Source organism: Klebsiella sp. CN_Kp106 (assembly GCF_040064575.1).
GTDB classification, from domain to species: Bacteria; Pseudomonadota; Gammaproteobacteria; order Enterobacterales; family Enterobacteriaceae; genus Klebsiella; species Klebsiella michiganensis.
This window is the reverse complement of record NZ_JBEAIG010000048.1, coordinates 85,801-105,842: the sequence shown is the minus strand read 5'-3', so window position 1 is coordinate 105,842 and position 20,042 is coordinate 85,801. Positions and strand designations below refer to the sequence as shown.

Below are 20,042 nucleotides of genomic sequence, written 5' to 3'. Positions count from 1 at the left end.
GAAAAATGCGTCCACCCTATGCCTAAATGCAGGCAAAAAAACCTGGAATAATCCGGGTTCAGGCTAACTCCCCCTTCACGAGGGGAACAAAGCGCACGGCTTCGACAGTATCAATGACAAACTCGTTGCCGCGCCGACGGATCCGCTTCAGGAACTGATGCTCTTCGCCAACCGGCAGCACCAGTACGCCGCCATCGTCCAGCTGCGCCAGCAGCGCGGCCGGAATTTCCGGCGGCGCGGCGGTAACGATAATCGCGTCGAACGGCGCACGCGCCTGCCAACCCTGCCATCCATCGCCGTGACGGGTTGAAACATTATGTAAATCAAGTTGTTTAAGACGACGGCGCGCGTGCCACTGCAAACTCTTAATTCGCTCAACCGAGCAAACGTGATGCACCAGATGCGCCAGAATCGCCGTCTGATAGCCAGAGCCGGTGCCGATTTCCAGCACCCGGGACTCCGGCGTTAGCGTCAGAAGCTCGGTCATCCGCGCCACCATGTAGGGTTGCGAGATGGTTTGCCCCTGACCAATCGGCAGCGCCGTGTTTTCCCACGCCTTATGTTCAAAGGCTTCATCAACAAACTTTTCTCGCGGCACCATGGAGATCGCGTTCAGCACGCGCTCGTCAATAATGCCCTGCGTGCGGAGCTGATTGAGAAGACTTTCAACACGTTTACTTACCATTGCGTATCAACTCCAACGCGATCCAGCCAGCCGCTAACCACCTCATGCGCGCCGTGGGCGGTTAAATCGACGTGTAGCGGCGTGACCGACACATAGCCTTCATCCACGGCGGCAAAGTCGGTATCCGGCCCGGCGTCGTACTTTTCGCCCGGCGGTCCGATCCAGTACAGCGTATTGCCGCGCGGATCTTTTTGCGGGATCACCTGGTCGGAAGGATGACGACTGCCGCAGCGGGTCACGCGGATACCTTTGATCTGCTCAAGAGGCAGATCCGGCACGTTGATATTGAGAATGCGCCCGGTGCGCAGCGGCTCGCGGCTTAAAGCGCGCAGAATAGAGCAGGTGACCGCAGCGGCGGTATCGTAATGCTGATAGCCGTTTAGCGAGACGGCCAGCGCCGGAAAGCCCAGATGACGGCCTTCCATCGCGGCGGCAACGGTGCCGGAATAGATGACGTCGTCACCGAGGTTGGGTCCGGCGTTAATGCCGGAAACCACGATATCCGGACGCGGCCGCATCAGGGCGTTGACCCCGAGATAAACACAGTCCGTCGGCGTGCCCATCTGTACGGCGATATCGCCGTTATCAAAAGTGAAAGTGCGAAGCGAAGATTCCAGCGTCAGGGAGTTCGACGCTCCGCTGCGGTTACGATCGGGTGCAACTATCTGAACCTCAGCGAATTCCCGTAAGGCCTTTGCCAGGGTCTGAATGCCCGGCGCATGAATCCCATCATCGTTACTCAGCAATATTCGCATAGTCACCCGTTGTATTGATAAGCTCCCTTACTACGCTGGTGGCGAAGCTGCCCGCGGGCAGCCAGAAACGCAGTTCAACGGTAACGTCATCCCACCAGTTCCAGCTCATCTGCTGGGGATAAAGCAGCATCGCCCGGCGGGCGGCCTCTACTTTTTCACGCACCAGCAGCGCCTGTAGCTGCGTCTCTTCGACCACTGCCGCCTGCTCGGCGGCCAGCGCATCCCGTTGGCTTCCCCAGTCGCCGCTGCCCACAAGCGCAGCGGTAATCATCAGCTCGCGGTTATCTACCCGCGCCTGGAGTTCCGTCAGTTCATCAGAGGCCGCAACGAACCAGCTTCCGCGCCCCGCTAATTGTAGCGCATCGCCATCAACAACCTGATTAAATTCCGGTTTTTTTAATCTAATACCAACCTGTTGATTAAACAATGCGCTGCGGGCCGCCGACAACCAAAAACTGCGTTTATTGCGATCGCGCACCGGCGCGCCGCTCTCGGCCCAGCGCAGCGCCCCCAGCAGGTTACTGCCGCCGATACCGAAGCGCTGGGCGCCAAAATAGTTGGGTACGCCATGCTCAGCAATCGCCTGTAAACGCGTTTCGACATCGTCGCGATCGCTGATTTCGCGCAGCACCAGCGTAAACTGGTTCCCCTTCAGCGCCCCGAGGCGCAGCTTGCGCTTATGGCGCGCGTACTCCAGTACCTGACAGCCTTCAAGCTGAAATTTGCTCAGGTCGGGCATCTCTTTGCCCGGCACTCGGGCGCACAGCCACTGTTCAGTGACCGCGTGTTTGTCCTTCTGCCCGGCAAAGCTCACTTCACGCGCATGAATTTTAAGGAATTTTGCCAGCGCGTCAGCAACAAAACGGGTATTGCAGCCGTTTTTCAGAATACGCACCAGCACATGCTCGCCTTCGCCGTCAGGCGCAAAACCCAGATCCTCAACCACCACGAAGTCCTCCGGGTTGGCTTTTAGCAGCCCCTGGCTCAGCGGTTTTCCATGCAGATAAGTGAGTTCGTCAAAAGCGATCATTTCTCCGCCTTACGCAGCAGCGCCACCGCTTCACAGGCAATGCCTTCGCCGCGACCGGTAAAGCCCAGCTTTTCCGTGGTGGTGGCTTTGACGTTAACATCGTCCATATGGCAACCGAGATCTTCGGCAATAAAGATGCGCATCTGGGGAATATGCGGCAGCATTTTTGGCGCCTGGGCGATAATGGTGACGTCAACGTTGCCAAGGGTATAGCCTTTCGCCTGAATCCGCCGCCACGCTTCGCGCAGCAGTTCGCGGCTGTCGGCGCCCTTAAAGGCCGGGTCGGTATCCGGGAACAGCTTGCCGATGTCGCCCAGCGCCGCCGCGCCGAGCAGCGCATCGGTCAGCGCGTGCAGCGCGACGTCGCCGTCGGAGTGGGCCAGCAGCCCTTTCTCGTAGGGTACGCGCACGCCGCCGATGATGATTGGGCCTTCACCGCCAAAAGCGTGTACGTCAAAACCGTGTCCAATTCGCATTAAGCCTTCTCCTGGTGTCGGGAACGGGTAAGGTAAAATTCGGCCAGCGCCAGGTCTTCCGGGCGCGTCACTTTAATATTATCAGCTCGTCCGGCGACCAGTTCAGGATGAAAGCCGCAGTACTCAAGCGCCGAGGCTTCGTCGGTGATGATCGCCCCTTCATTAAGCGCCCGCGTCAGGCAATCAACAAGCAGTTCGCGAGGGAAAAATTGCGGCGTCAGCGCGTGCCATAAATCGTTACGTTCAACGGTATGGGCGATGGCAGCCCTGCCCGGCTCCGCGCGCTTCATCGTGTCGCGAACCGGAGCGGCCAGAATGCCGCCCGTACGGCTGGTTTGGCATAGCTGAAGCAGGCGGCTGAGATCGTCCTGGTGCAGGCAGGGGCGCGCGGCATCGTGCACCAGCACCCAGTCGGCTTCGCCAAGAACCTTCAGGCCAGCGAGAACGGAGTCCGCGCGTTCCGTGCCGCCATCAACAACGGTGATTTGGGAGTGGTTCGCCAACGGCAGTTGGCTGAAGCGAACGTCGCCCGGGCTGACGGCAATCACCACCCGCTGTATAAGGGGGTTTGCCAGCAGCGCGGCGACCGCGTGCTCGAGAATCGTTTTGTTACCGATTGAGAGATATTGTTTAGGGCATTCCGTTTGCATGCGGCGGCCAAAACCGGCTGCCGGCACCACGGCGCAAACGCCCGGAAAAGTGGCTGCCATGTTGTAATCCTGGGCCTGTTTATCGATTATTCTGCTGTTGCCCCGCGGCCTGGTTGCGTTTTGACGCATCCGGCACCAGACGATAAAACGTTTCGCCCGGGCGGGTCATACTGAGTTCATTGCGCGCGCGCTCTTCGATAGCTTCCTGACCGCCGTTGAGGTCGTCAATTTCGGCGAACAGCTGATCGTTGCGTGCTTTTAATTTAGCGTTCGTTGCCTGCTGCGCGGAGACATCGTCGTTAACCCGGCTATAGTCGTGCAGACCATTTTTGCCGAACCATAGCGAGTACTGCAGCCAGACCAGCAAAGCCAATAACAGCAGCGTTAGTTTACCCATCCTGCCCCCTGAAAAACGGCATCATCATCCCATAACTCGCCCGAGTTCTCTACTCTGGCGCGCGGACGACGCCGCGTAACGCGGGGACTGTACCACATTTTTACCGTTGATACCCAGGCTAGATTCATTCGTAGAAAGGACTACCCCAGTAGCCAGAGGAACAGCAGACCGAACATCAGTCCGACGGTTAAAATCGTCGCGCAGACGCTGTACTGAAGTTTGCCATCCATCAGCGAATGCAGCGCGATGCCAACCACGACGGCAACCGGCATTAATGCCAGGAAGAACGGCCAGGTGTAGAGGAAGACAAATAGCGTGTTACTGCCATAGATCAGGAAGGGAATACCCAGCGCCAGCAGCCATGAAATAAAGCCAACGGCAGCGCCCGACAGAGACCAGGTGGTCTCGTCGCTGACTGCCGGCGGCGGTTCTGAACGAATAATACTGATGTTCTGGGTATTGCGCATATCGAATCCTGTTGACCTGGCGATCGGCATCCTGTGATGATGCCGCTGCCGTTTCAGGATCTGATAATATCGCTCTGTCGTAGCAGGTCTAATAATTGGTGCACCAAATTTGTTACCAATTGTTCACCGTCGAGGTGAATTTCGGCGCGCTCCGGGGATTCATACACTGAATCAATTCCGGTAAAGTTGCGCAGCTCCCCGGCCCGTGCCTTCTTGTACAGCCCTTTCGGATCCCGCGCTTCGCAGATCGCCAGCGGCGTATCGACAAAGACTTCAATAAAGCGCCCTTCGCCCAAACGTTCGCGCACCATCTGCCGCTCTGCGCGATGCGGTGATATAAACGCAGTCAATACTACCAGCCCGGCATCCACCATCAGCTTCGCCACTTCACCCACCCGGCGAATGTTTTCTTTGCGGTCGTCGTCGCTGAAGCCAAGATCGCTGCACAGGCCGTGACGCACGTTATCGCCATCCAGTAAATAGGTGTTCACGCCGAGCCGATGCAGCGCCTCTTCCAGCGCGCCGGCAACGGTGGATTTCCCCGAGCCCGAAAGCCCGGTGAACCACAGCACCACGCCGCGATGGCCATGATGCTGCTCGCGCTGCGCCTGCGTGACAGGATGCGCGTGCCAGACGACGTTTTCGTCATGTCGGGCCATTACTTGCCTCCCAGCAGGTCGCGGGCGTCCCAGTGCGGGAAGTGCTTGCGAATAAACTGGTTCAGCTCAAGCTCAAACGCGCTGTATTGCGAAGCGCCTGCCTGAGCCTGCTCGTTCGGTTCGCGTACCATCCCTGCGCCAACGGTCACGTTGGTCAAACGATCGATAAAAATCAGGCCCCCGGTGACCGGGTTATCCTGGTATTTATCCAGCACCAGCGGCTCGTCGAAAGTCAGATCCACCAGCCCAATGCCGTTGAGCGGCAGCGATTCCACTTCGCGCTGGGTCAGGTTGTTAATATCAACCTGGTAGCGTACGCCATCCACGCGGGCGCGGGTTTTCTTACCGGCGATTTTAATGTCATAGCTCTGGCCAGGCGTTAGGGCCTGCTCCGCCATCCATACCACATCAACGCTGGCGCTTTGTACCGCAGGCAGAGAGACCGTCGCGTCCACCAGCAGGTCACCGCGGCTGATATCAATTTCATCCTTCAGCACGAGAGTGATAGCTTCCCCGGCCGCCGCTTCCGGCAGATCGCCGTCAAAGGTGACGATGCGCGCCACGGTGGATTCCCCCCCCGACGGCAGCACTTTCAGGCGCTGTCCTACGCTCACGCGGCCGGCGGCAACCGTACCGGAGAATCCGCGGAAGTCGAGGTTCGGGCGGTTGACGTACTGCACCGGGAAGCGCAGCGGCTGGCTTTCCACCACGCGCTGAATCTCAACGGTTTCCAGCACTTCCAGCAGCGTCGGGCCGCTGTACCACGGCATTTTATCGCTCTGGCTGGCGACGTTGTCCCCTTCAAGCGCGGAAAGCGGGACAAAGCGAATGTCGAGATCGCCTGGTAGCTGTTCAGCAAAGGTCAGATACGCTTCACGGATGGTGTTAAAGGTCTCTTCGCTAAAATCGACGAGGTCCATTTTGTTCACCGCCACCACCAGGTGTTTGATCCCCAGCAGCGTGGAGATAAAGCTGTGACGACGGGTTTGATCGAGCACGCCTTTGCGCGCGTCGATCAGCAGGATCGCCAGGTCGCAGGTTGACGCGCCGGTCGCCATGTTGCGGGTATACTGTTCGTGTCCCGGGGTGTCGGCGATAATAAATTTGCGCTTCTCGGTTGAGAAGTAACGATAGGCGACGTCAATGGTAATGCCCTGCTCACGCTCGGCCTGCAGACCGTCCACCAGCAGCGCCAGATCGAGTTTTTCGCCCTGGGTACCGTGACGTTTGCTGTCGTTATGCAGCGAAGAGAGCTGATCTTCGTAAATCTGACGGGTATCGTGCAGCAGGCGGCCAATCAGCGTACTTTTGCCGTCGTCGACGCTGCCGCAGGTCAAAAAGCGCAGCAGGCTTTTGTGCTGCTGGGCATGCAGGTAGGCTTCAACGCCGCCTTCATTGGCAATTTGTTGTGCAATAGTCGTATTCATGGCGGCTCCTTAGAAATAACCCTGACGTTTCTTCAGCTCCATGGAGCCTGCCTGGTCGCGGTCAATCACGCGCCCCTGTCGTTCGCTGGTGGTCGAGACCAGCATCTCTTCGATGATCTCCGGCAGCGTTTGCGCATTGGACTCCACCGCGCCGGTCAGCGGCCAGCAGCCGAGGGTGCGGAAGCGTACCATCTGTTTTTTGATCATCTCGCCGGGCTGTAAATTGATGCGATCGTCATCGATCATCATCAGCATCCCGTCGCGCTCCAGCACCGGACGCTCCGCCGCCAGGTACAGCGGAACAATTTCAATATTTTCCAGATAGATGTACTGCCAGATGTCCAGCTCGGTCCAGTTGGAGAGCGGGAACACGCGGATACTTTCGCCCTTGTTAATCTGGCCGTTATAGTTGTGCCACAGCTCCGGGCGCTGGTTTTTCGGATCCCAGCGGTGGAAGCGGTCGCGGAAGGAGTAAATACGCTCTTTAGCGCGGGATTTCTCTTCATCGCGACGGGCGCCGCCGAACGCGGCATCGAAGCCGTATTTGTTCAGCGCCTGCTTGAGGCCTTCGGTTTTCATGATATCGGTATGCTTGGCGCTGCCGTGCACGAACGGGTTAATCCCCATCGCCACCCCTTCCGGGTTTTTGTGCACCAGCAGCTCACAGCCGTAGGCTTTAGCGGTACGGTCACGGAACTCGTACATTTCGCGGAATTTCCAGCCGGTATCGACGTGCAGCAGCGGGAACGGCAGGGTGCCTGGATAAAACGCTTTACGCGCCAGATGCAGCATCACGCTGGAGTCTTTGCCGATGGAGTACATCATCACCGGGTTAGAGAATTCGGCGGCCACCTCACGAATGATATGGATGCTTTCCGCCTCCAGTTGCCGCAGGTGAGTAAGTCGTTTTTGGTCCATAACCGTTCCTTAAGCCAGATTTACTACAGAAGCCTTGAAGGCGTCTGAGGATGAGGTGTGTTGAAACCAGGCGAGCTGTTGATGTAATTGCACCACTTCACCCACCACCAGCAGCGCGGGCATCGGGGCGTCTTTCGCCAGGTTTTCAAGCTGTTGTAATGTGCCGGTCTTCGTTTGCTGATCGGCGCGAGTGCCGCGCGAGATTACCGCCACCGGGGTATCGCCTCCGCGGCCGTTGGCGATCAGCTGAGCGCTGATTTCCGCCGCTTTCAGGCTACCCATATAAATGGCCAGGGTCTGGCCGCTTTGCGCCAGCCGCGCCCAGTCGAGCGGCGAATTTTCAGCGCCAAAGTGCCCGGTAATAAAGGTTACGCTCTGGGCATAATCACGATGCGTCAGCGGAATACCGGCATAAGCCGTTACGCCCGCCGCCGCCGTGACGCCCGGGACGACCTGAAACGGAATGCCCGCTGCGGCTGCGGCCTGCAGCTCTTCACCGCCGCGGCCAAAAATAAACGGGTCGCCGCCCTTCAGGCGAATCACCGTTTTGCCCGTTTTCGCCGCTTCCAGCAGCAGGCGGTTGATCTCCTGCTGCGGTACAGATACGCCGGCGGCGCTTTTGCCGACGCAGATTGTCTCCGCGTCCCGGCGCACCAGTTCACGTACTTCCGGGGTGACCAGGTTGTCGTAAAACACCACATCCGCCTGCTGAAGGGCCTGCAGGCCGCGCAGGGTCAGCAATCCGGCATCGCCTGGCCCTGCCCCGACGAGAATAATTTCACCAGGGCGTTTTTCCGGCTGAAGAAGTTCATCTTCCAGCGCTTTTTCCGCTTCATCTTTATTGCCCGCCAGCATCAGGCTGGCAAAGCGACCGGTAAACACGCGCTCCCAAAAGCGGCGGCGTTCGGCGGTGGTTTTCAGATGGGTTTTAATATGGTGACGCCAGTAGCTCGCCGTTTCAGCCAGCCGACCCAGGTTGGTGGGCAGCAGCGCTTCGATTTTTTCGCGCAAAATCCGCGACAGCACCGGCGCTTTTCCGCTGGAAGAGATAGCCACCAGCAGTGGAGAACGATCGACAATGGATGGAAAGACAAACGAGCACAGCGCCTGATTATCCACGACGTTGACCAGCCGATAGCGCGCGTTAGCCGCGACATAAACGCGTTGGTTCAGCTCGTCATCTTCCGTGGCGGCAATCACCAGGAATACGTCGTCAAGCTGCTGCTCTTCGAATACGGTTGCCCGCCACTGAATTTCCTCGCGCTCGACCTTTTCGGCAAGTTCCGGTATCAACGTTTCGGCGACAATTTGCACCTTCGCTTCAGCACGCAGCAAAAACGTAATCTTACGCGCGGCTATCTCGCCGCCGCCGATCACCAGCACGGGTCTGTCTTTCACTTCGGCAAATATCGGCAAGTATTCCACTGCGCAACAACTCTCTTACAATCAGCAATAGAGCGACTATAGGGTGCGGTTTAGAGCAAATGAAATTACGAAATGGAATGAGTTGTTACTCAAAAGAATAACGACCTGGGAAAGCAAATATCAAAAAGTGCTTAACACGCGGTTTTTCCACCATTTAAGAGCGATTGAAATTGTTTAACCCCGGTCACAGTTTCATACTACGCGGGTGAAATTGTTTTAAGTGCTAAAGGACCCCCTATGTTTTCCGCATTGTGCCGTCGCCTGCTCCCCCTGGCGTTGGGCGCAGGTTTTGTCTTCTCCGCCGCCCCGGCATTCAGCGCCCCGGGCGAAACTGCCAATGCCCAGGCTCGTCATATCGCCACCTTTTATCCCGGAAGAATGACCGGCACGCCGGCCGAGATGCTGTCGGCCGATTATCTCCGCCAGCAGTTCGCCCAGATGGGCTACCAGAGCGATGTGCGCAGCTTCAATACCCGTTACGTCTATACCGATAGCAATCAGCGTAAAAACTGGCATAACGCCACCGGCAGTACGGTGATCGCCGCTCATGAAGGCCAATCTCGCCAGCAGATTATTATCATGGCGCACCTGGATACCTACGCGCCGCAGAGCGATAAAGATGTTGAAAACAACCTCGGCGGCCTGACCCTGCAGGGGATAGACGACAACGCGATGGGTCTCGGCGTCATGCTGGAACTTGCTGAACAGTTAAAGAACGTTCCTACCCGTTACGGTATTCGCTTCGTCGCCACCAGCGGTGAAGAAGAAGGCCGGCTGGGTGCGCAGAATCTGCTTAAGCGCATGAGCGACGCGGAAAAGAAAAACACCCTGCTGGTGATTAATCTCGATAACCTGGTCGTGGGCGATAAGCTGTACTTTAATAGCGGCCGCAGCACGCCAGCATCGGTGCGCAAGCTCACCCGCGACCGGGCGCTGGCTATCGCCCGTAGCCACGGCATCGCGGCCTTCACCAATCCTGGGATGAACCGGGACTTCCCGAAAGGCACCGGCTGCTGCAACGACGCCAGCGTTTTTGATAGCGCCGGGATCCCGGTACTGTCGGTGGAAGCGACCAACTGGTCATTAGGTAAGAAAGACGGTTATCAGCAGCGGAGCAAATCACGCAGCTTCCCGCAGGGCACGAGCTGGCATGACGTACAGCTGGATAACCTACAGTATATTGATAAAGCGCTGCCGGGGCGTATTGAGCATCGCGGACGCGATGTGATGAAAGTGATGCTGCCGCTGGTGAAAGAGCTGGCGAAGGCGGAGAAGAGACCCGCCTCAAAATAGACTAACGATAAAAATCCGGCAACAAGGACTGTCGCCATGATGCGTTTTCATTTTTTAATACCGCTAGCACTTCTCCGGGAGTGCTTTTTTAACAATCCTCGCTCAATCAGCAGGCGGTATGTCTCTCACCGTCTCCACTGCCAGAAGTCATTCAGCTTGCTGGCCAACCTGCGGGGAAAAGGGGTTTTCCTGTACCGTTGGCTGGGCACCGTCCTGTTGCCTGGACGGCGCAAGCACCGTCTGAACACACCGCTACAATCCGCGTAACCGATCCGTTGGATTTACGTTAGAGCGCTTCGAAAATATCTTCAGAATACCCGGAAGGCACATCCCTATCAGAATCAATCCTCCCCCGAAAATAACATTGGCGGAAAACGTTTCATGCAATAACCAGAGTGCGAATAGTGCGGAAAACACCGGCTCCAGATTGTAAATCAGAACGGCTCGCGTTGGCGTTGAATACCGCTGGAAATGCGCCTGAACCCAAAAAGCAATGACAGTAGAAAAGACTGCCGTTATCCCTAACGCGATGACAAGCTTGCTACTCCAGTTACGAGGGAGAATCTCACCTCCGCTGATGTGCTGTAGTCCCAGAAAGATTACGGCCATCGTAGAGATCTGTAAAAACGTTAGTGTCATATTATTATGACGCGCGCAGAAACGATCGAGCGCAATAATATGTATGGCGGTGAACAACGATCCAATAACGACCAACCCATCTCCCAGATGGAGCTGCCATCCCTGGATATCGGCCATCAGATATAAACCCGCAAGACCAAACAATGTCGCTAATATCGCGTCAAAAGAGGGGCGTTTCCCCATCAATGGTCCCGTGAGCAATAACACCCAAATGACACTGAGCCCCGCAAGAAAACCGGTATTTGAGGCCGTTGTTAACTGAAGACCATAAATAAGGAACACAAATGAAGTTCCCAATAGCAGACCCAGTAGTAGACCAGACAGAAATGTTTGTCGCGATAATGTTCCCAATCCTCTCAAGCTGAACGGCAGCAAAAAGAAGGCCGAAAGCAGAAAGCGTAGCCCTAACACCATCATTACCGGATAGGTATTGACCACCATTTTCATAACCGGAAAACCAATCCCCCAACCCGCCGCGACAACGGCCAGCAATAGCTCGGCAACCCAGCGTTTTGGCACTCTGGGCTTCATTTAATCCCCCCCAGGCGCTGTGCTGTACCGGCAAGCAACTCCACTGCTGTTTTAAGTTCTTCACGCTCCGTCATATGGCTAAAGCTCATGCGAATTGCCCCTTGAAGCAAGGCATCATCCAGCCCCATAGCGCTTAAAACATGGCTGGGTTTTTGTTCCGTTGAATGACAGGCTGAGGCACTACTGAGCGCAACTTTCATTTTGAGTTTTTTCAGAAGCATACTGGACTTAATGCCAGGCAAAGAGAAGTTCACGGTATTAGGCAGGCTTTGCGTCCTACAGCCATTTATCACAACGTCCGGCATTATTGATTCGAGGAGATCGATAAAATAACTCTTCATCTCTTTTTGAAACGCAATGCGCTGCGGATATGAGGAGATAAACAGCTCAGCAGCCTTTGCCATTCCAGCAATAGCCGGAAGATTCACTGTGCCGCTACGGATGCCTGACTCCTGACCTCCTCCATGAATGAGTGGCGAGTGCCGGAGGATGTCAGGCCGTGAGCTGTAGAGTGCGCCGACGCCTTTGGGGCCATAGAATTTATGAGCTGAAAAACTGACAAAATCAGGGCTGGACTGTGTCACCGAGAAGGGGAGTTTCCCCACGAGCTGGGCGGCATCGCTATGGAATAATATACCGTGCTGGCGCGCTATAATTCCAATTTGATCCAGAGGCTGTAGAACACCAGTTTCATTATTCGCTGCCATGACAGAAATTAGTCGAGTTTCTGGACGGATAGCCTCTTTTAGAGCCTCAATGGAGACGCGTCCCAGACGATCGACAGGCAGAAAAGTAATGTCGACACCGTGTCGCCTGACATACTCACAAACTTTTAGCAGGCATTCGTGCTCGATCGAACTGGTAATGATATGAACCTTGCCGGTGTGTAAGAAGTAATCAGACACCGCTCGAATAACCGTGTTATTTGCTTCAGAAGCACTAGAATTGAAAGTGATAAATTCCGCATTAGCCCCAATCATTTGTGCCACAATGGCCCTGCATTCTTCTAAATAATTTTGCGCTCTGATCCCTTCATAATGACTGACAGAAGATGCATTGGCGAAGTATTCGTCAAAGCAGTGTATAACAGTAGCGCGGACTTCAGGAGCCATGTTGGTTGTTGCGTTATTATCCAGATAAATCATGTTTATATCCACTTCCTGTTAGACAACCATAGGGTCTGCTTTTATAGACGATACGGCACTGTATTCCATTTTAGCGATGTGGCCTTCATCATCGCCAAAAAATATATTAGCGATGGTGAGATTATGATTTTGCGGTTTTTGCATAACAGTTAATGCGGTGCGGCCTTGTACCACCTTATTGTGATCTGAAAAATCAGACCAGTCGATGATCACAAAGTCACGGGCTTCTGTAAATCGCTGTTTAAGTTTGAAAAGTATATCTTTATAGTGTTGGAAAATGATAGCTGGACATTTAGCAGTAAAAACGTCACCATTTTTTCTTGCTAAGACAAAAGGAATGACATCAGGGACTGATAACTTTATTTCAGTATGAGATCCATTTTCAGTAATCAATAATCCTTCCGTATTGTCCTTGAGTTTCTTTTTTATACTTTCGATGGACCGATTTTTACTGGTTCGCTCGGAAAAAACCATTAATTTATCGCGTTTGATGAGAGTATTTTTTTGGATAAAAAATTCAATTTCCTCAGGAAGTTCTCCAGCCGTTTGCGGTTCTGATATCTTTTCGAGTTGAGGGAGAGTACAGCTATCTTCAGAACAGGCAATCCCGAGATCGTCTACCAGAATACCGTAAACGAGTTTGATATTTTTTTGATATTTACTGATAAGTTTTTTTCCGAAAGCAACGGCATCAGATAGCGTGTTAAGCGCAAACTCGTCTGCGCCAAATTGCCGATTGAAATGACCGCCTTCGAGGTAGACAACGAGCTTACCGGTACTTGTGGCGTAACTATTTTCGATTATAACTTCCAGGGAAGAATGATAATCACCTTTAGGTACTATTTCCTTTTCTAATGACATGACGCTACCTTGCGCTTTATTTAAGAAAAAACTCCCCAGCAATAGCCAGTAAAAACGGGGAAATCGAGGCGTTCAGAAAATATTGTGGTATTCGAATGATGAGAGAAAATCCGAAATATATTCTTTCTGCATTCGCCCTGTCTCAAAAATATAAATACAATTTGTGGCCTGTGTCAAGCCAGGTACAAATGAGAACCTCAATCACAACGGATAATTATGAGATAATATCGTAATGAAACATAAATCACTTATATTCTTAATGGGTATAGTTTAAAAGACCAGGAATAATAGTTCATGATCGATGGAGATTTTGTCAAAGCAGATTTGTAGTTGCAGAAAAATCCATGACGCCGGGAGGCTGAAAATCGAGGCAAATCCCGGCAGCCCATCTTTCAGCCTTCCACGCAGACAAGGACGAGGCCCGGCGACAAGTCAGCGGTTATATTCTGGTAGATAACCATAGCGCCAGGCTTCACCATGACAACAGTGTGCTGAAGCCGGAAGAATTAGATAGCAGATACCCTTTTTACTGTAAAATCGTCGCCAATATGGCTTACCAGGTCAAAAAAGGGTTCTGCTGTTTTAGCCGGAAGTTGTGGAAATCCCACAGGGCTACATTAGCCTTCGTGCAGCCCGCACTCTCTTTTCAGACCAAAGAAGCGCGTTTCTTCCTCCGCCATCCCCGGCTCCCATTTCCGGGTGGTGTGGGTATCCCCCACCGACAAATAGCCCTGATCCCACAGCGGGTGATACTTCAGGCCGTGCTTTTGCAGATACTGATAGACGGTACGATTATCCCAGTCGATGATCGGCAGCACCTTAAACACGCCGCGCTGGATCGCCAGCACCGGCAGGTGGGCGCGGCTGCCGGACTGCTCGCGGCGCAGGCCCGCAAACCAGGTTTGCGCATTCAGCTCTTCCAGCGCCCGGTTCATCGGCTCGACCTTGTTAATATCATTGTACTTTTCAATACCCTCAACGCCCTGCTCCCACAGCTTACCGTAGCGCGCCTCCTGCCAGGCGGCGCTCTCCTTCGCCCGATAGATCTTCAGGTTCAGATTGAGTTTGTCCGTTAACTCGTCGATAAACTGGTAGGTTTCCGGGAACAGATAGCCGGTATCGGTCAGAATGACCGGAATATCCGGGCGCACCTGATTGACCAGATGCAGGCTCACCGCCGCCTGAATACCAAAGCTCGAAGAGAGCACATATTCGCCCGGCAGGTTTTCCAGCGCCCACGCGACGCGCGCTTCCGCGCTCAGCTTTTCCAGCTGGCTATTGGTTTCCGCCAGCTGCAAAACACGATCGACCTTCGGTAATGCGTTCAGCGCGTTTAGATCGAGTACGGACATAAGAACCTCGCTTGCCTGTTTCGCCGGGCGGTACTGCGTTTGCCCGGCCTACAAAACCCACAGGCCCGGATCGCTGCTCGCCACCGGGCACCTGGATGTTATTCCCAGAAATCACGGGCTGGGTCGAGCACCGGGCGAATGATGCCCGCACGCACCGTAAAGTCGCCGAAGCCTTCACCCGCTTCACGCTCTTTCGCCCAGCGCCCTACCAGTTCGTCGATCGAATCGAGAATTTCCGACTCGGTAATATTTTCCCGATACATACGCGGAATACGCGTCCCGCTGCGGTTGCCGCCAAGGTGCAGGTTATAGCGGCCCGGCGCTTTACCGACCAGCCCCACTTCCGCCAGCATCGCGCGGCCGCAGCCGTTCGGGCAGCCGGTAACGCGGGTAACGATATGCTCGTCGCCAACGCCATGTTTGCTCATCACCGCCTCGACTTTATCGATAAACGACGGGAGGAAACGCTCGGCTTCCGCCATCGCCAGCGGGCAGGTCGGGAACGACACGCAGGCCATAGAGTTTTCGCGCTGCGGCGTGACGGCGTTCATCAGGCCGTGATCGCGGGCCAGCTTCTCGATCTTCGCCTTCTGATCTTCCGGTACGCTGGCAATAATCAGGTTCTGGTTCGCCGTAATGCGGAATTCGCCTTTGTGGATCTTCGCAATCTTCAGCAGGCCGGTTTTCAGCGGACGACCCGGATAATCAAGGATACGACCATTTTCAATAAACAGCGTCAGATGCCAGTTATTGTCGATACCCTTCACCCAGCCGATACGATCGCCGCGGCCGGTGAATTCGTACGGACGGATCGGCTCAAACTTGATGCCCGCCCGACGTTCCACTTCCGCCTTAAAGGTCTCAACGCCAACGCGTTCGAGGGTGTATTTGGTTTTCGCATTTTTACGATCGGTACGGTTACCCCAGTCGCGCTGGGTCGTGACCACCGCTTCCGCCACCGCCAGAGTGTGCTCCAGCGGCAGATAGCCAAACTCGCTCGCCGTACGGGCGTAGGTTTTCTTATTGCCGTGCTCAATCGATAAACCGCCGCCGACCAGCAGGTTGAAGCCGACCAGCTTGCCGTTTTCAGCGATGGCCACGAAGTTCATATCGTTCGCGTGCAGATCGATATCGTTCTGCGGCGGGATCACTACGGTCGTTTTGAACTTACGCGGCAGATAGGTCTGACCGAGGATCGGCTCTTCATCGGTGGTGGCGACTTTCTTCTGATCCAGCCAGATCTCAGCGTAGGCGCGCGTGCGCGGCAGCAGGTGCTCGGAGATCTTCTTCGCCCATTCGTAGGCTTCAGTATGCAGCTGGGACTCGTACGGGTTAGAGGTACACAGCACGTTACGGTTCATATCGTTGGCGGTGGCCAACGCGTCCAGCCCGACCGAATGCAGCATCTGGTGCACCGGCTTGACGTTCTTCTTCAGAATGCCGTGGAACTGGAAGGTCTGACGGTTGGTCAGACGGATACTGCCGTAGATGGTGTTATCGGCGGCGAATTTATCGATCGCCTGCCACTGTTTGGTGGTGATCACCCCTCCCGGCAGGCGGCAGCGCAGCAGCATCGCGTGACGCGGCTCCAGCTTCTGCGCCGCGCGCTCGGCGCGGATATCGCGGTCATCCTGCTGGTACATACCGTGAAAACGGATCAGCAGAAAGTTATCGCCTTTAAAACCGCCGGTCAGGCCGTCGTTCAAATCTTCCGCAATGGTGCCGCGCAGGTAGTTGCTTTCGAGCTTCATGCGCTCGGCGTCAGTCAGTTTACCTTCGACCACCAGCGGGCCTGGATGTTTTTCGCTCATTAGTAGACATCTCGCTGATAACGGCGCTCAACGCGCAGCTCACTTAAAAATTCGTCCGCCGCTTCGGCGTCCATCGCGCCGTATTCGGCAATCACTTCCAGCAACGTCTGCTCAACGTCTTTTGCCATACGATTGGCATCGCCGCAGACATAAATATGGGCGCCGTCGTTAATCCAGCGCCACAGTTCGGCCCCCTGCTCGCGCAGCTTGTCCTGAACGTAGACTTTTTGTTGTTGATCGCGGGACCAGGCCAGGTCGATGCGGCTCAGCACGCCTTCTTTGACGTAGCTTTGCCACTCCACCTGATAAAGGAAATCTTCGGTAAAGTGCGGGTTGCCGAAGAACAGCCAGTTCTTCCCTTCCGCGCCTTCCGCCGCGCGCTGCTGCATAAAAGCGCGGAACGGCGCGATGCCGGTGCCGGGACCAATCATGATCACCGGCGTCTGCGGGTTAGCGGGCAGACGGAAGTTATCGTTATGCTCGATGAAGATGCGCACTTCGCCATCTTCTTCGACGCGGTCAGCCAGGAAGCTGGAAGCGCCACCGGCCCGGGCGCGGCCTTCGATGTCATATCGCACCACGCCAACGGTGACGTGGACTTCGCTTTCCACTTCCGCCTGCGAAGAAGCGATCGAGTACAGTCGCGGGGTCAGCGGGCGCAGCAGGTCGACCAGCGCCTGTGCATCCAGCTGCGCCGGGGAGAAACGCACCATATCGACAATCGGCGTGGTCGCGGCGTAATGCTGGAGCTGTGCCTTATCGCCCACCAGCGGCAGCAGGGATTCGCTGCGGGTTAAGGTGGCATAATTTTCCACGATGTTACCGGTGTTGACCGTCAGCTCGAAGTGCCACTCCAGCGCTTCGGCGAGCGGCAGCGTTTTGCCGTCAACCGTGACCGGCTCCTCGCCCGTCAGCCACAGCAGCTCTACCAGCTCTTTCACCAGAGCCGGATCGTTCTGGTACCAGACGCCCAGCGCATCGCCCGGTTGATAGCGCAGGCCGGAGTCGCCGAGGTCGATTTCAATATGGCGCACATCTTTTTCAGAATCGCGACCGGTAATTTTTTGATTCACCGCCAGCGTCGCGGTCAGCGGCGCTTCTTTGGTATAGGGGCTGGTGTGGATCTCGTTCACCGATCCGCTGGCAATCAGCTGAGACGGGACGGCGGCAGGGGCGCGCGCTTTCAGCGCCTCAACCACCCGAGCGCGCCATTCGGCGGCGGCGGCCTGATACTCTACATCAGCATCAACCCGGTCGAGCAGGCGTTCACCGCCCAGTTCGGCCAGCTTATTATCAAAATCTTTGCCGGACTGGCAGAAGAATTCATAGGAGGTATCGCCGAGGCCAAACACGGCAAATGCGGTATCGGTCAGCTTCGGCGCTTTCTTCGAAAACAGGAATTTATGCAGCGCGACGGCTTCTTCCGGCGGCTCACCTTCACCCTGCGTTGACGTCACCACGACCAGCAGCTTTTCGGAGGCAATTTGTTTGAATTTATAGTCGCCTGCGTTGACCAGCTTCACGTTCAGCTGCGCGGCCTGCAGATCGTCGCGCAGCGCTTCAGCGACGCGGCGGGCGTTGCCGGTTTGCGATGCCGAAATCAGGGTAATGGACGGTACTTCAGCCGCCTGGGCTGGCGCAACAACCGCCGCGCCGGGCTGCTGGTTCAGCACCCCCCAAAAATAGCCGGAAACCCAGGCCAGCTGGGTGGGCGTGAAGTCAGTCGTGGCCGCCTGAAGGCGCGCCATTTGCTCCGGACTCAGCGGTAGCAAATTGGAAGGTGGGGCCTGTGTCGTCATGCGTTGTTATGTTCCAGTAAGCAAAGCTGTGATTCACGCCCTGTCAGCGTGATAAACAGAAGATAATGTATTTACTCTAAATAATTCGAGTTGCAGGCAGCGACACAGCGCCCATCAGGGCAAAGCCCAAGGCTGGGCCGAGTTATTGCCAACGCACATGCGGCTCGAAGTATGACGAGTGAGTAGGTTAACGGTGCAAATAGTAACAACTAAATAAAGGATGGAAATAACAAATAACCAAATGGACTAACCTGTTTTAGTTATAGTTATTAACAACAAAATCGATTAAATAAGCCCATGAAATATAGGCAATTAATTTGAACAGGCTGGATGAATGTGGCTATTTTCCGCTCAGGGCCGTTTTAGTTAATGCGAAAAAATGTGCTTTCCGGTACCCTACGGCGGTTTTTTGCCATATTGAGAAGAAAAGATGTCCACCACGCTGTTTAAAGATTTCACCTTTGAAGCCGCTCACCACCTGCCGCACGTGCCGGAAGGTCATAAGTGCGGTCGCCTGCACGGCCACTCTTTTATGGTGCGCCTGGAGATTACCGGTGAAGTCGATCCCCATACCGGGTGGATCATGGATTTTGCCGAGCTGAAGGCCGCGTTTAAACCCATCTACGATCGCCTCGACCATTACTACCTGAACGATATTCCCGGGCTGTCCAATCCGACCAGCGAAGTGCTGGCAAAATGGATCTGGGAGCAGATGAAACCGCGGGTACCGCTGCTGAGCGCGGTGATGATCAAAGAAACCTGCACCGCGGGCTGCGTCTATCGCGGCGAGTGATAGTGCCTTTAGCTGAATAAGACCCTGATAGCCCTGCGCTATCAGGGTTTTTTATATCACGCGATATTGAGGTACTTGTGCGTCTGCATCGATAAGCGCCAGTTGCGGGCGATACAGGTTTCGATGCACAGGCGCGTCGCGTCATCTTTCTGGCTAATCGGCTGAAGCGCGATAATACGCGGCTTTTCATCGGCCAGCGTTGCCAGCAGCTCATCCAGCGCTTCGATATCGCGCACGCGTCCAACCGGATGTTTAATTTCATCAGCCCGCTGTAGCGCCTGAGAGAGTACGTCATAGCCGCCGCGCATGTTCACCTTTGGCGACACCGTCACCCAGGTATGCGGCGTGCAGCGCACTTCATGGGTGCCGCTGGTTTCAATCTGGCAGCTAAATCCGTTTTGCTCCAGTAAAGAGGTTAACGGCGTTAAATCATGAATGCAGGGCTCGCCGCCGGTAATGACCACGTGGCGGGCCGTCCAGCCCTGACGCCCGATGATAGCCAGCAGATCTTCGCTGCTCGCCGGGCCCCATTTATCGCTCTCTTTGGTTTTTGCCAGAATGCTGAACAGCGACACTTCCCGATCGGCAAGCTTATCCCAGGTATGTTTGGTATCGCACCAGGCGCAACCAACCGGGCATCCCTGTAAACGAATAAAAATGGCGGGAACGCCGGTGAAGTAACCTTCGCCTTGCAAGGTCTGGAACATCTCGTTAATCGGGTACTGCATAATCATCTCTGCTTAGGGTTGTGAGCGCGCATTATCGCAGATTTGCCCGCGCAGATCTTGTCCCGCGCTGCGCCGCGTGGTGGGTAGAACCTAAACCTTAATGATAAACCTCCGGCAGCTGGCCGATTCCATTATCCCGCACCGGCTGATTTAATTAGCCTGATAATCATCAGGCGACTATTAAGCGGCACGGCTAAAATT

The 20,042-nt window shown here is 55.2% G+C and carries 20 protein-coding genes; 2 read left to right on the top strand and 18 right to left on the bottom strand.

Going from position 1 to position 20,042, the window contains the following annotated elements:
* Positions 1-58: 58 nt before the first annotated feature.
* From ABLU96_RS14780 to cysG, 11 genes are all read right to left on the bottom strand, one after another.
* Positions 59-685 carry a protein-L-isoaspartate(D-aspartate) O-methyltransferase gene (locus ABLU96_RS14780; RefSeq protein WP_064404129.1) on the bottom strand — a complete coding sequence of 209 codons (627 nt, stop codon included), beginning with the start codon at positions 683-685 and terminating at the stop codon, positions 59-61.
* Positions 679-1,440: a 5'/3'-nucleotidase SurE gene (gene surE / locus ABLU96_RS14775; protein ID WP_004124266.1), complete on the bottom strand. Its 762-nt coding sequence runs from the start codon at positions 1,438-1,440 to the stop codon at positions 679-681. The genes ABLU96_RS14780 and surE overlap by 7 nt, the downstream gene beginning before the upstream one ends.
* Positions 1,421-2,470, bottom strand: coding sequence for a tRNA pseudouridine(13) synthase TruD (truD, locus tag ABLU96_RS14770; protein ID WP_064404130.1), 1,050 nt, complete (start codon positions 2,468-2,470; stop codon positions 1,421-1,423). The genes surE and truD overlap by 20 nt, the downstream gene beginning before the upstream one ends.
* Complete coding sequence (gene ispF, locus ABLU96_RS14765; RefSeq protein ID WP_004853615.1) at positions 2,467-2,946, bottom strand: 2-C-methyl-D-erythritol 2,4-cyclodiphosphate synthase; 480 nt, start codon at positions 2,944-2,946, stop codon at positions 2,467-2,469. The genes truD and ispF overlap by 4 nt, the downstream gene beginning before the upstream one ends.
* Positions 2,946-3,656 carry a 2-C-methyl-D-erythritol 4-phosphate cytidylyltransferase gene (gene ispD / locus ABLU96_RS14760; RefSeq protein ID WP_025106439.1) on the bottom strand — a complete coding sequence of 237 codons (711 nt, stop codon included), beginning with the start codon at positions 3,654-3,656 and terminating at the stop codon, positions 2,946-2,948. Before ispD ends, ispF begins: the two co-directional genes overlap by 1 nt.
* A 19-nt stretch (positions 3,657-3,675) precedes the next feature.
* The gene (ftsB, locus tag ABLU96_RS14755) at positions 3,676-3,993 is read right to left on the bottom strand and encodes a cell division protein FtsB (RefSeq protein WP_004104977.1); all 318 of its coding nucleotides are present in this window, start codon (positions 3,991-3,993) and stop codon (positions 3,676-3,678) included.
* A gap of 140 nt (positions 3,994-4,133) precedes the next feature.
* Complete coding sequence (locus tag ABLU96_RS14750; protein ID WP_014839365.1) at positions 4,134-4,460, bottom strand: DUF3561 family protein; 327 nt, start codon at positions 4,458-4,460, stop codon at positions 4,134-4,136.
* A gap of 53 nt (positions 4,461-4,513) precedes the next feature.
* Entirely contained in the window at positions 4,514-5,119 is a 606-nt protein-coding gene (gene cysC / locus ABLU96_RS14745) for an adenylyl-sulfate kinase (RefSeq protein WP_048260280.1), read from the bottom strand.
* A complete protein-coding gene (gene cysN / locus ABLU96_RS14740) occupies positions 5,119-6,546 on the bottom strand; it encodes a sulfate adenylyltransferase subunit CysN (RefSeq protein ID WP_348862579.1) in 1,428 nt (475 codons plus the stop codon). Before cysN ends, cysC begins: the two co-directional genes overlap by 1 nt.
* A gap of 9 nt (positions 6,547-6,555) precedes the next feature.
* Positions 6,556-7,464 (bottom strand): sulfate adenylyltransferase subunit CysD, encoded by a 909-nt coding sequence (gene cysD, locus ABLU96_RS14735; protein ID WP_004104981.1) that lies wholly within the window; start codon positions 7,462-7,464, stop codon positions 6,556-6,558.
* 9 nt (positions 7,465-7,473) lie between these two features.
* Complete coding sequence (gene cysG / locus ABLU96_RS14730; protein WP_163520894.1) at positions 7,474-8,880, bottom strand: siroheme synthase CysG; 1,407 nt, start codon at positions 8,878-8,880, stop codon at positions 7,474-7,476.
* Between the two features lie 246 nt (positions 8,881-9,126).
* Here cysG and ABLU96_RS14725 point away from each other — a divergent pair, with 246 nt between their 5' ends.
* Positions 9,127-10,182, top strand: coding sequence for an aminopeptidase (locus tag ABLU96_RS14725; RefSeq protein WP_025106436.1), 1,056 nt, complete (start codon positions 9,127-9,129; stop codon positions 10,180-10,182).
* A 252-nt stretch (positions 10,183-10,434) separates the two neighbouring features.
* On the opposite strand, the gene ABLU96_RS14720 is transcribed toward ABLU96_RS14725, so the two are convergent.
* The 6 genes from ABLU96_RS14720 to cysJ form a co-directional block, all read right to left on the bottom strand.
* Positions 10,435-11,352 carry a DMT family transporter gene (locus tag ABLU96_RS14720; RefSeq protein ID WP_048260287.1) on the bottom strand — a complete coding sequence of 306 codons (918 nt, stop codon included), beginning with the start codon at positions 11,350-11,352 and terminating at the stop codon, positions 10,435-10,437.
* Positions 11,349-12,497: a cysteine desulfurase family protein gene (locus ABLU96_RS14715; protein ID WP_348862577.1), complete on the bottom strand. Its 1,149-nt coding sequence runs from the start codon at positions 12,495-12,497 to the stop codon at positions 11,349-11,351. The genes ABLU96_RS14720 and ABLU96_RS14715 overlap by 4 nt, the downstream gene beginning before the upstream one ends.
* Positions 12,498-12,515: 18 nt before the next feature.
* Entirely contained in the window at positions 12,516-13,358 is an 843-nt protein-coding gene (locus tag ABLU96_RS14710) for a hypothetical protein (protein WP_224226582.1), read from the bottom strand.
* Positions 13,359-13,975: 617 nt separating this feature from the next.
* Positions 13,976-14,710, bottom strand: coding sequence for a phosphoadenosine phosphosulfate reductase (gene cysH / locus ABLU96_RS14705; RefSeq protein WP_014226592.1), 735 nt, complete (start codon positions 14,708-14,710; stop codon positions 13,976-13,978).
* 98 nt (positions 14,711-14,808) lie between these two features.
* A complete protein-coding gene (gene cysI / locus ABLU96_RS14700) occupies positions 14,809-16,521 on the bottom strand; it encodes an assimilatory sulfite reductase (NADPH) hemoprotein subunit (protein WP_004853633.1) in 1,713 nt (570 codons plus the stop codon).
* The gene (gene cysJ / locus ABLU96_RS14695; RefSeq protein ID WP_025106432.1) at positions 16,521-18,320 is read right to left on the bottom strand and encodes an NADPH-dependent assimilatory sulfite reductase flavoprotein subunit; all 1,800 of its coding nucleotides are present in this window, start codon (positions 18,318-18,320) and stop codon (positions 16,521-16,523) included. Before cysJ ends, cysI begins: the two co-directional genes overlap by 1 nt.
* Positions 18,321-18,750: 430 nt before the next feature.
* Between cysJ and queD the strand changes: the two genes are divergently transcribed.
* Positions 18,751-19,113, top strand: a complete 363-nt coding sequence (queD, locus tag ABLU96_RS14690; RefSeq protein ID WP_004853637.1) for a 6-carboxytetrahydropterin synthase QueD — start codon at positions 18,751-18,753, stop codon at positions 19,111-19,113.
* A 56-nt stretch (positions 19,114-19,169) separates the two neighbouring features.
* Here the strand turns inward: queD and queE are convergent, their stop codons facing one another.
* Positions 19,170-19,841, bottom strand: coding sequence for a 7-carboxy-7-deazaguanine synthase QueE (gene queE, locus ABLU96_RS14685; protein ID WP_004124321.1), 672 nt, complete (start codon positions 19,839-19,841; stop codon positions 19,170-19,172).
* Between the last annotated feature and the right edge of the window lie 201 nt (positions 19,842-20,042).

Excerpts from the sequence above, each read along its gene's own strand:
- ABLU96_RS14720 (WP_048260287.1), bottom strand. The coding sequence starts at position 11,352 with ATGAAGCCCAGAGTGCCAAAACGCTGGGTTGCCGAGCTATTGCTGGCC.
- ABLU96_RS14715 (WP_348862577.1), bottom strand. The coding sequence starts at position 12,497 with ATGATTTATCTGGATAATAACGCAACAACCAACATGGCTCCTGAAGTC.
- queE (WP_004124321.1), bottom strand. The coding sequence starts at position 19,841 with ATGCAGTACCCGATTAACGAGATGTTCCAGACCTTGCAAGGCGAAGGT.
- cysJ (WP_025106432.1), bottom strand. The coding sequence starts at position 18,320 with ATGACGACACAGGCCCCACCTTCCAATTTGCTACCGCTGAGTCCGGAG.
- cysI (WP_004853633.1), bottom strand. The coding sequence starts at position 16,521 with ATGAGCGAAAAACATCCAGGCCCGCTGGTGGTCGAAGGTAAACTGACT.
- cysC (WP_048260280.1), bottom strand. The coding sequence starts at position 5,119 with ATGGCCCGACATGACGAAAACGTCGTCTGGCACGCGCATCCTGTCACG.
- truD (WP_064404130.1), bottom strand. The coding sequence starts at position 2,470 with ATGATCGCTTTTGACGAACTCACTTATCTGCATGGAAAACCGCTGAGC.
- surE (WP_004124266.1), bottom strand. The coding sequence starts at position 1,440 with ATGCGAATATTGCTGAGTAACGATGATGGGATTCATGCGCCGGGCATT.
- cysH (WP_014226592.1), bottom strand. The coding sequence starts at position 14,710 with ATGTCCGTACTCGATCTAAACGCGCTGAACGCATTACCGAAGGTCGAT.
- ABLU96_RS14710 (WP_224226582.1), bottom strand. The coding sequence starts at position 13,358 with ATGTCATTAGAAAAGGAAATAGTACCTAAAGGTGATTATCATTCTTCC.
- ispF (WP_004853615.1), bottom strand. The coding sequence starts at position 2,946 with ATGCGAATTGGACACGGTTTTGACGTACACGCTTTTGGCGGTGAAGGC.
- cysN (WP_348862579.1), bottom strand. The coding sequence starts at position 6,546 with ATGAATACGACTATTGCACAACAAATTGCCAATGAAGGCGGCGTTGAA.
- ABLU96_RS14750 (WP_014839365.1), bottom strand. The coding sequence starts at position 4,460 with ATGCGCAATACCCAGAACATCAGTATTATTCGTTCAGAACCGCCGCCG.
- ftsB (WP_004104977.1), bottom strand. The coding sequence starts at position 3,993 with ATGGGTAAACTAACGCTGCTGTTATTGGCTTTGCTGGTCTGGCTGCAG.
- ispD (WP_025106439.1), bottom strand. The coding sequence starts at position 3,656 with ATGGCAGCCACTTTTCCGGGCGTTTGCGCCGTGGTGCCGGCAGCCGGT.
- cysD (WP_004104981.1), bottom strand. The coding sequence starts at position 7,464 with ATGGACCAAAAACGACTTACTCACCTGCGGCAACTGGAGGCGGAAAGC.
- queD (WP_004853637.1), top strand. The coding sequence starts at position 18,751 with ATGTCCACCACGCTGTTTAAAGATTTCACCTTTGAAGCCGCTCACCAC.
- ABLU96_RS14780 (WP_064404129.1), bottom strand. The coding sequence starts at position 685 with ATGGTAAGTAAACGTGTTGAAAGTCTTCTCAATCAGCTCCGCACGCAG.
- ABLU96_RS14725 (WP_025106436.1), top strand. The coding sequence starts at position 9,127 with ATGTTTTCCGCATTGTGCCGTCGCCTGCTCCCCCTGGCGTTGGGCGCA.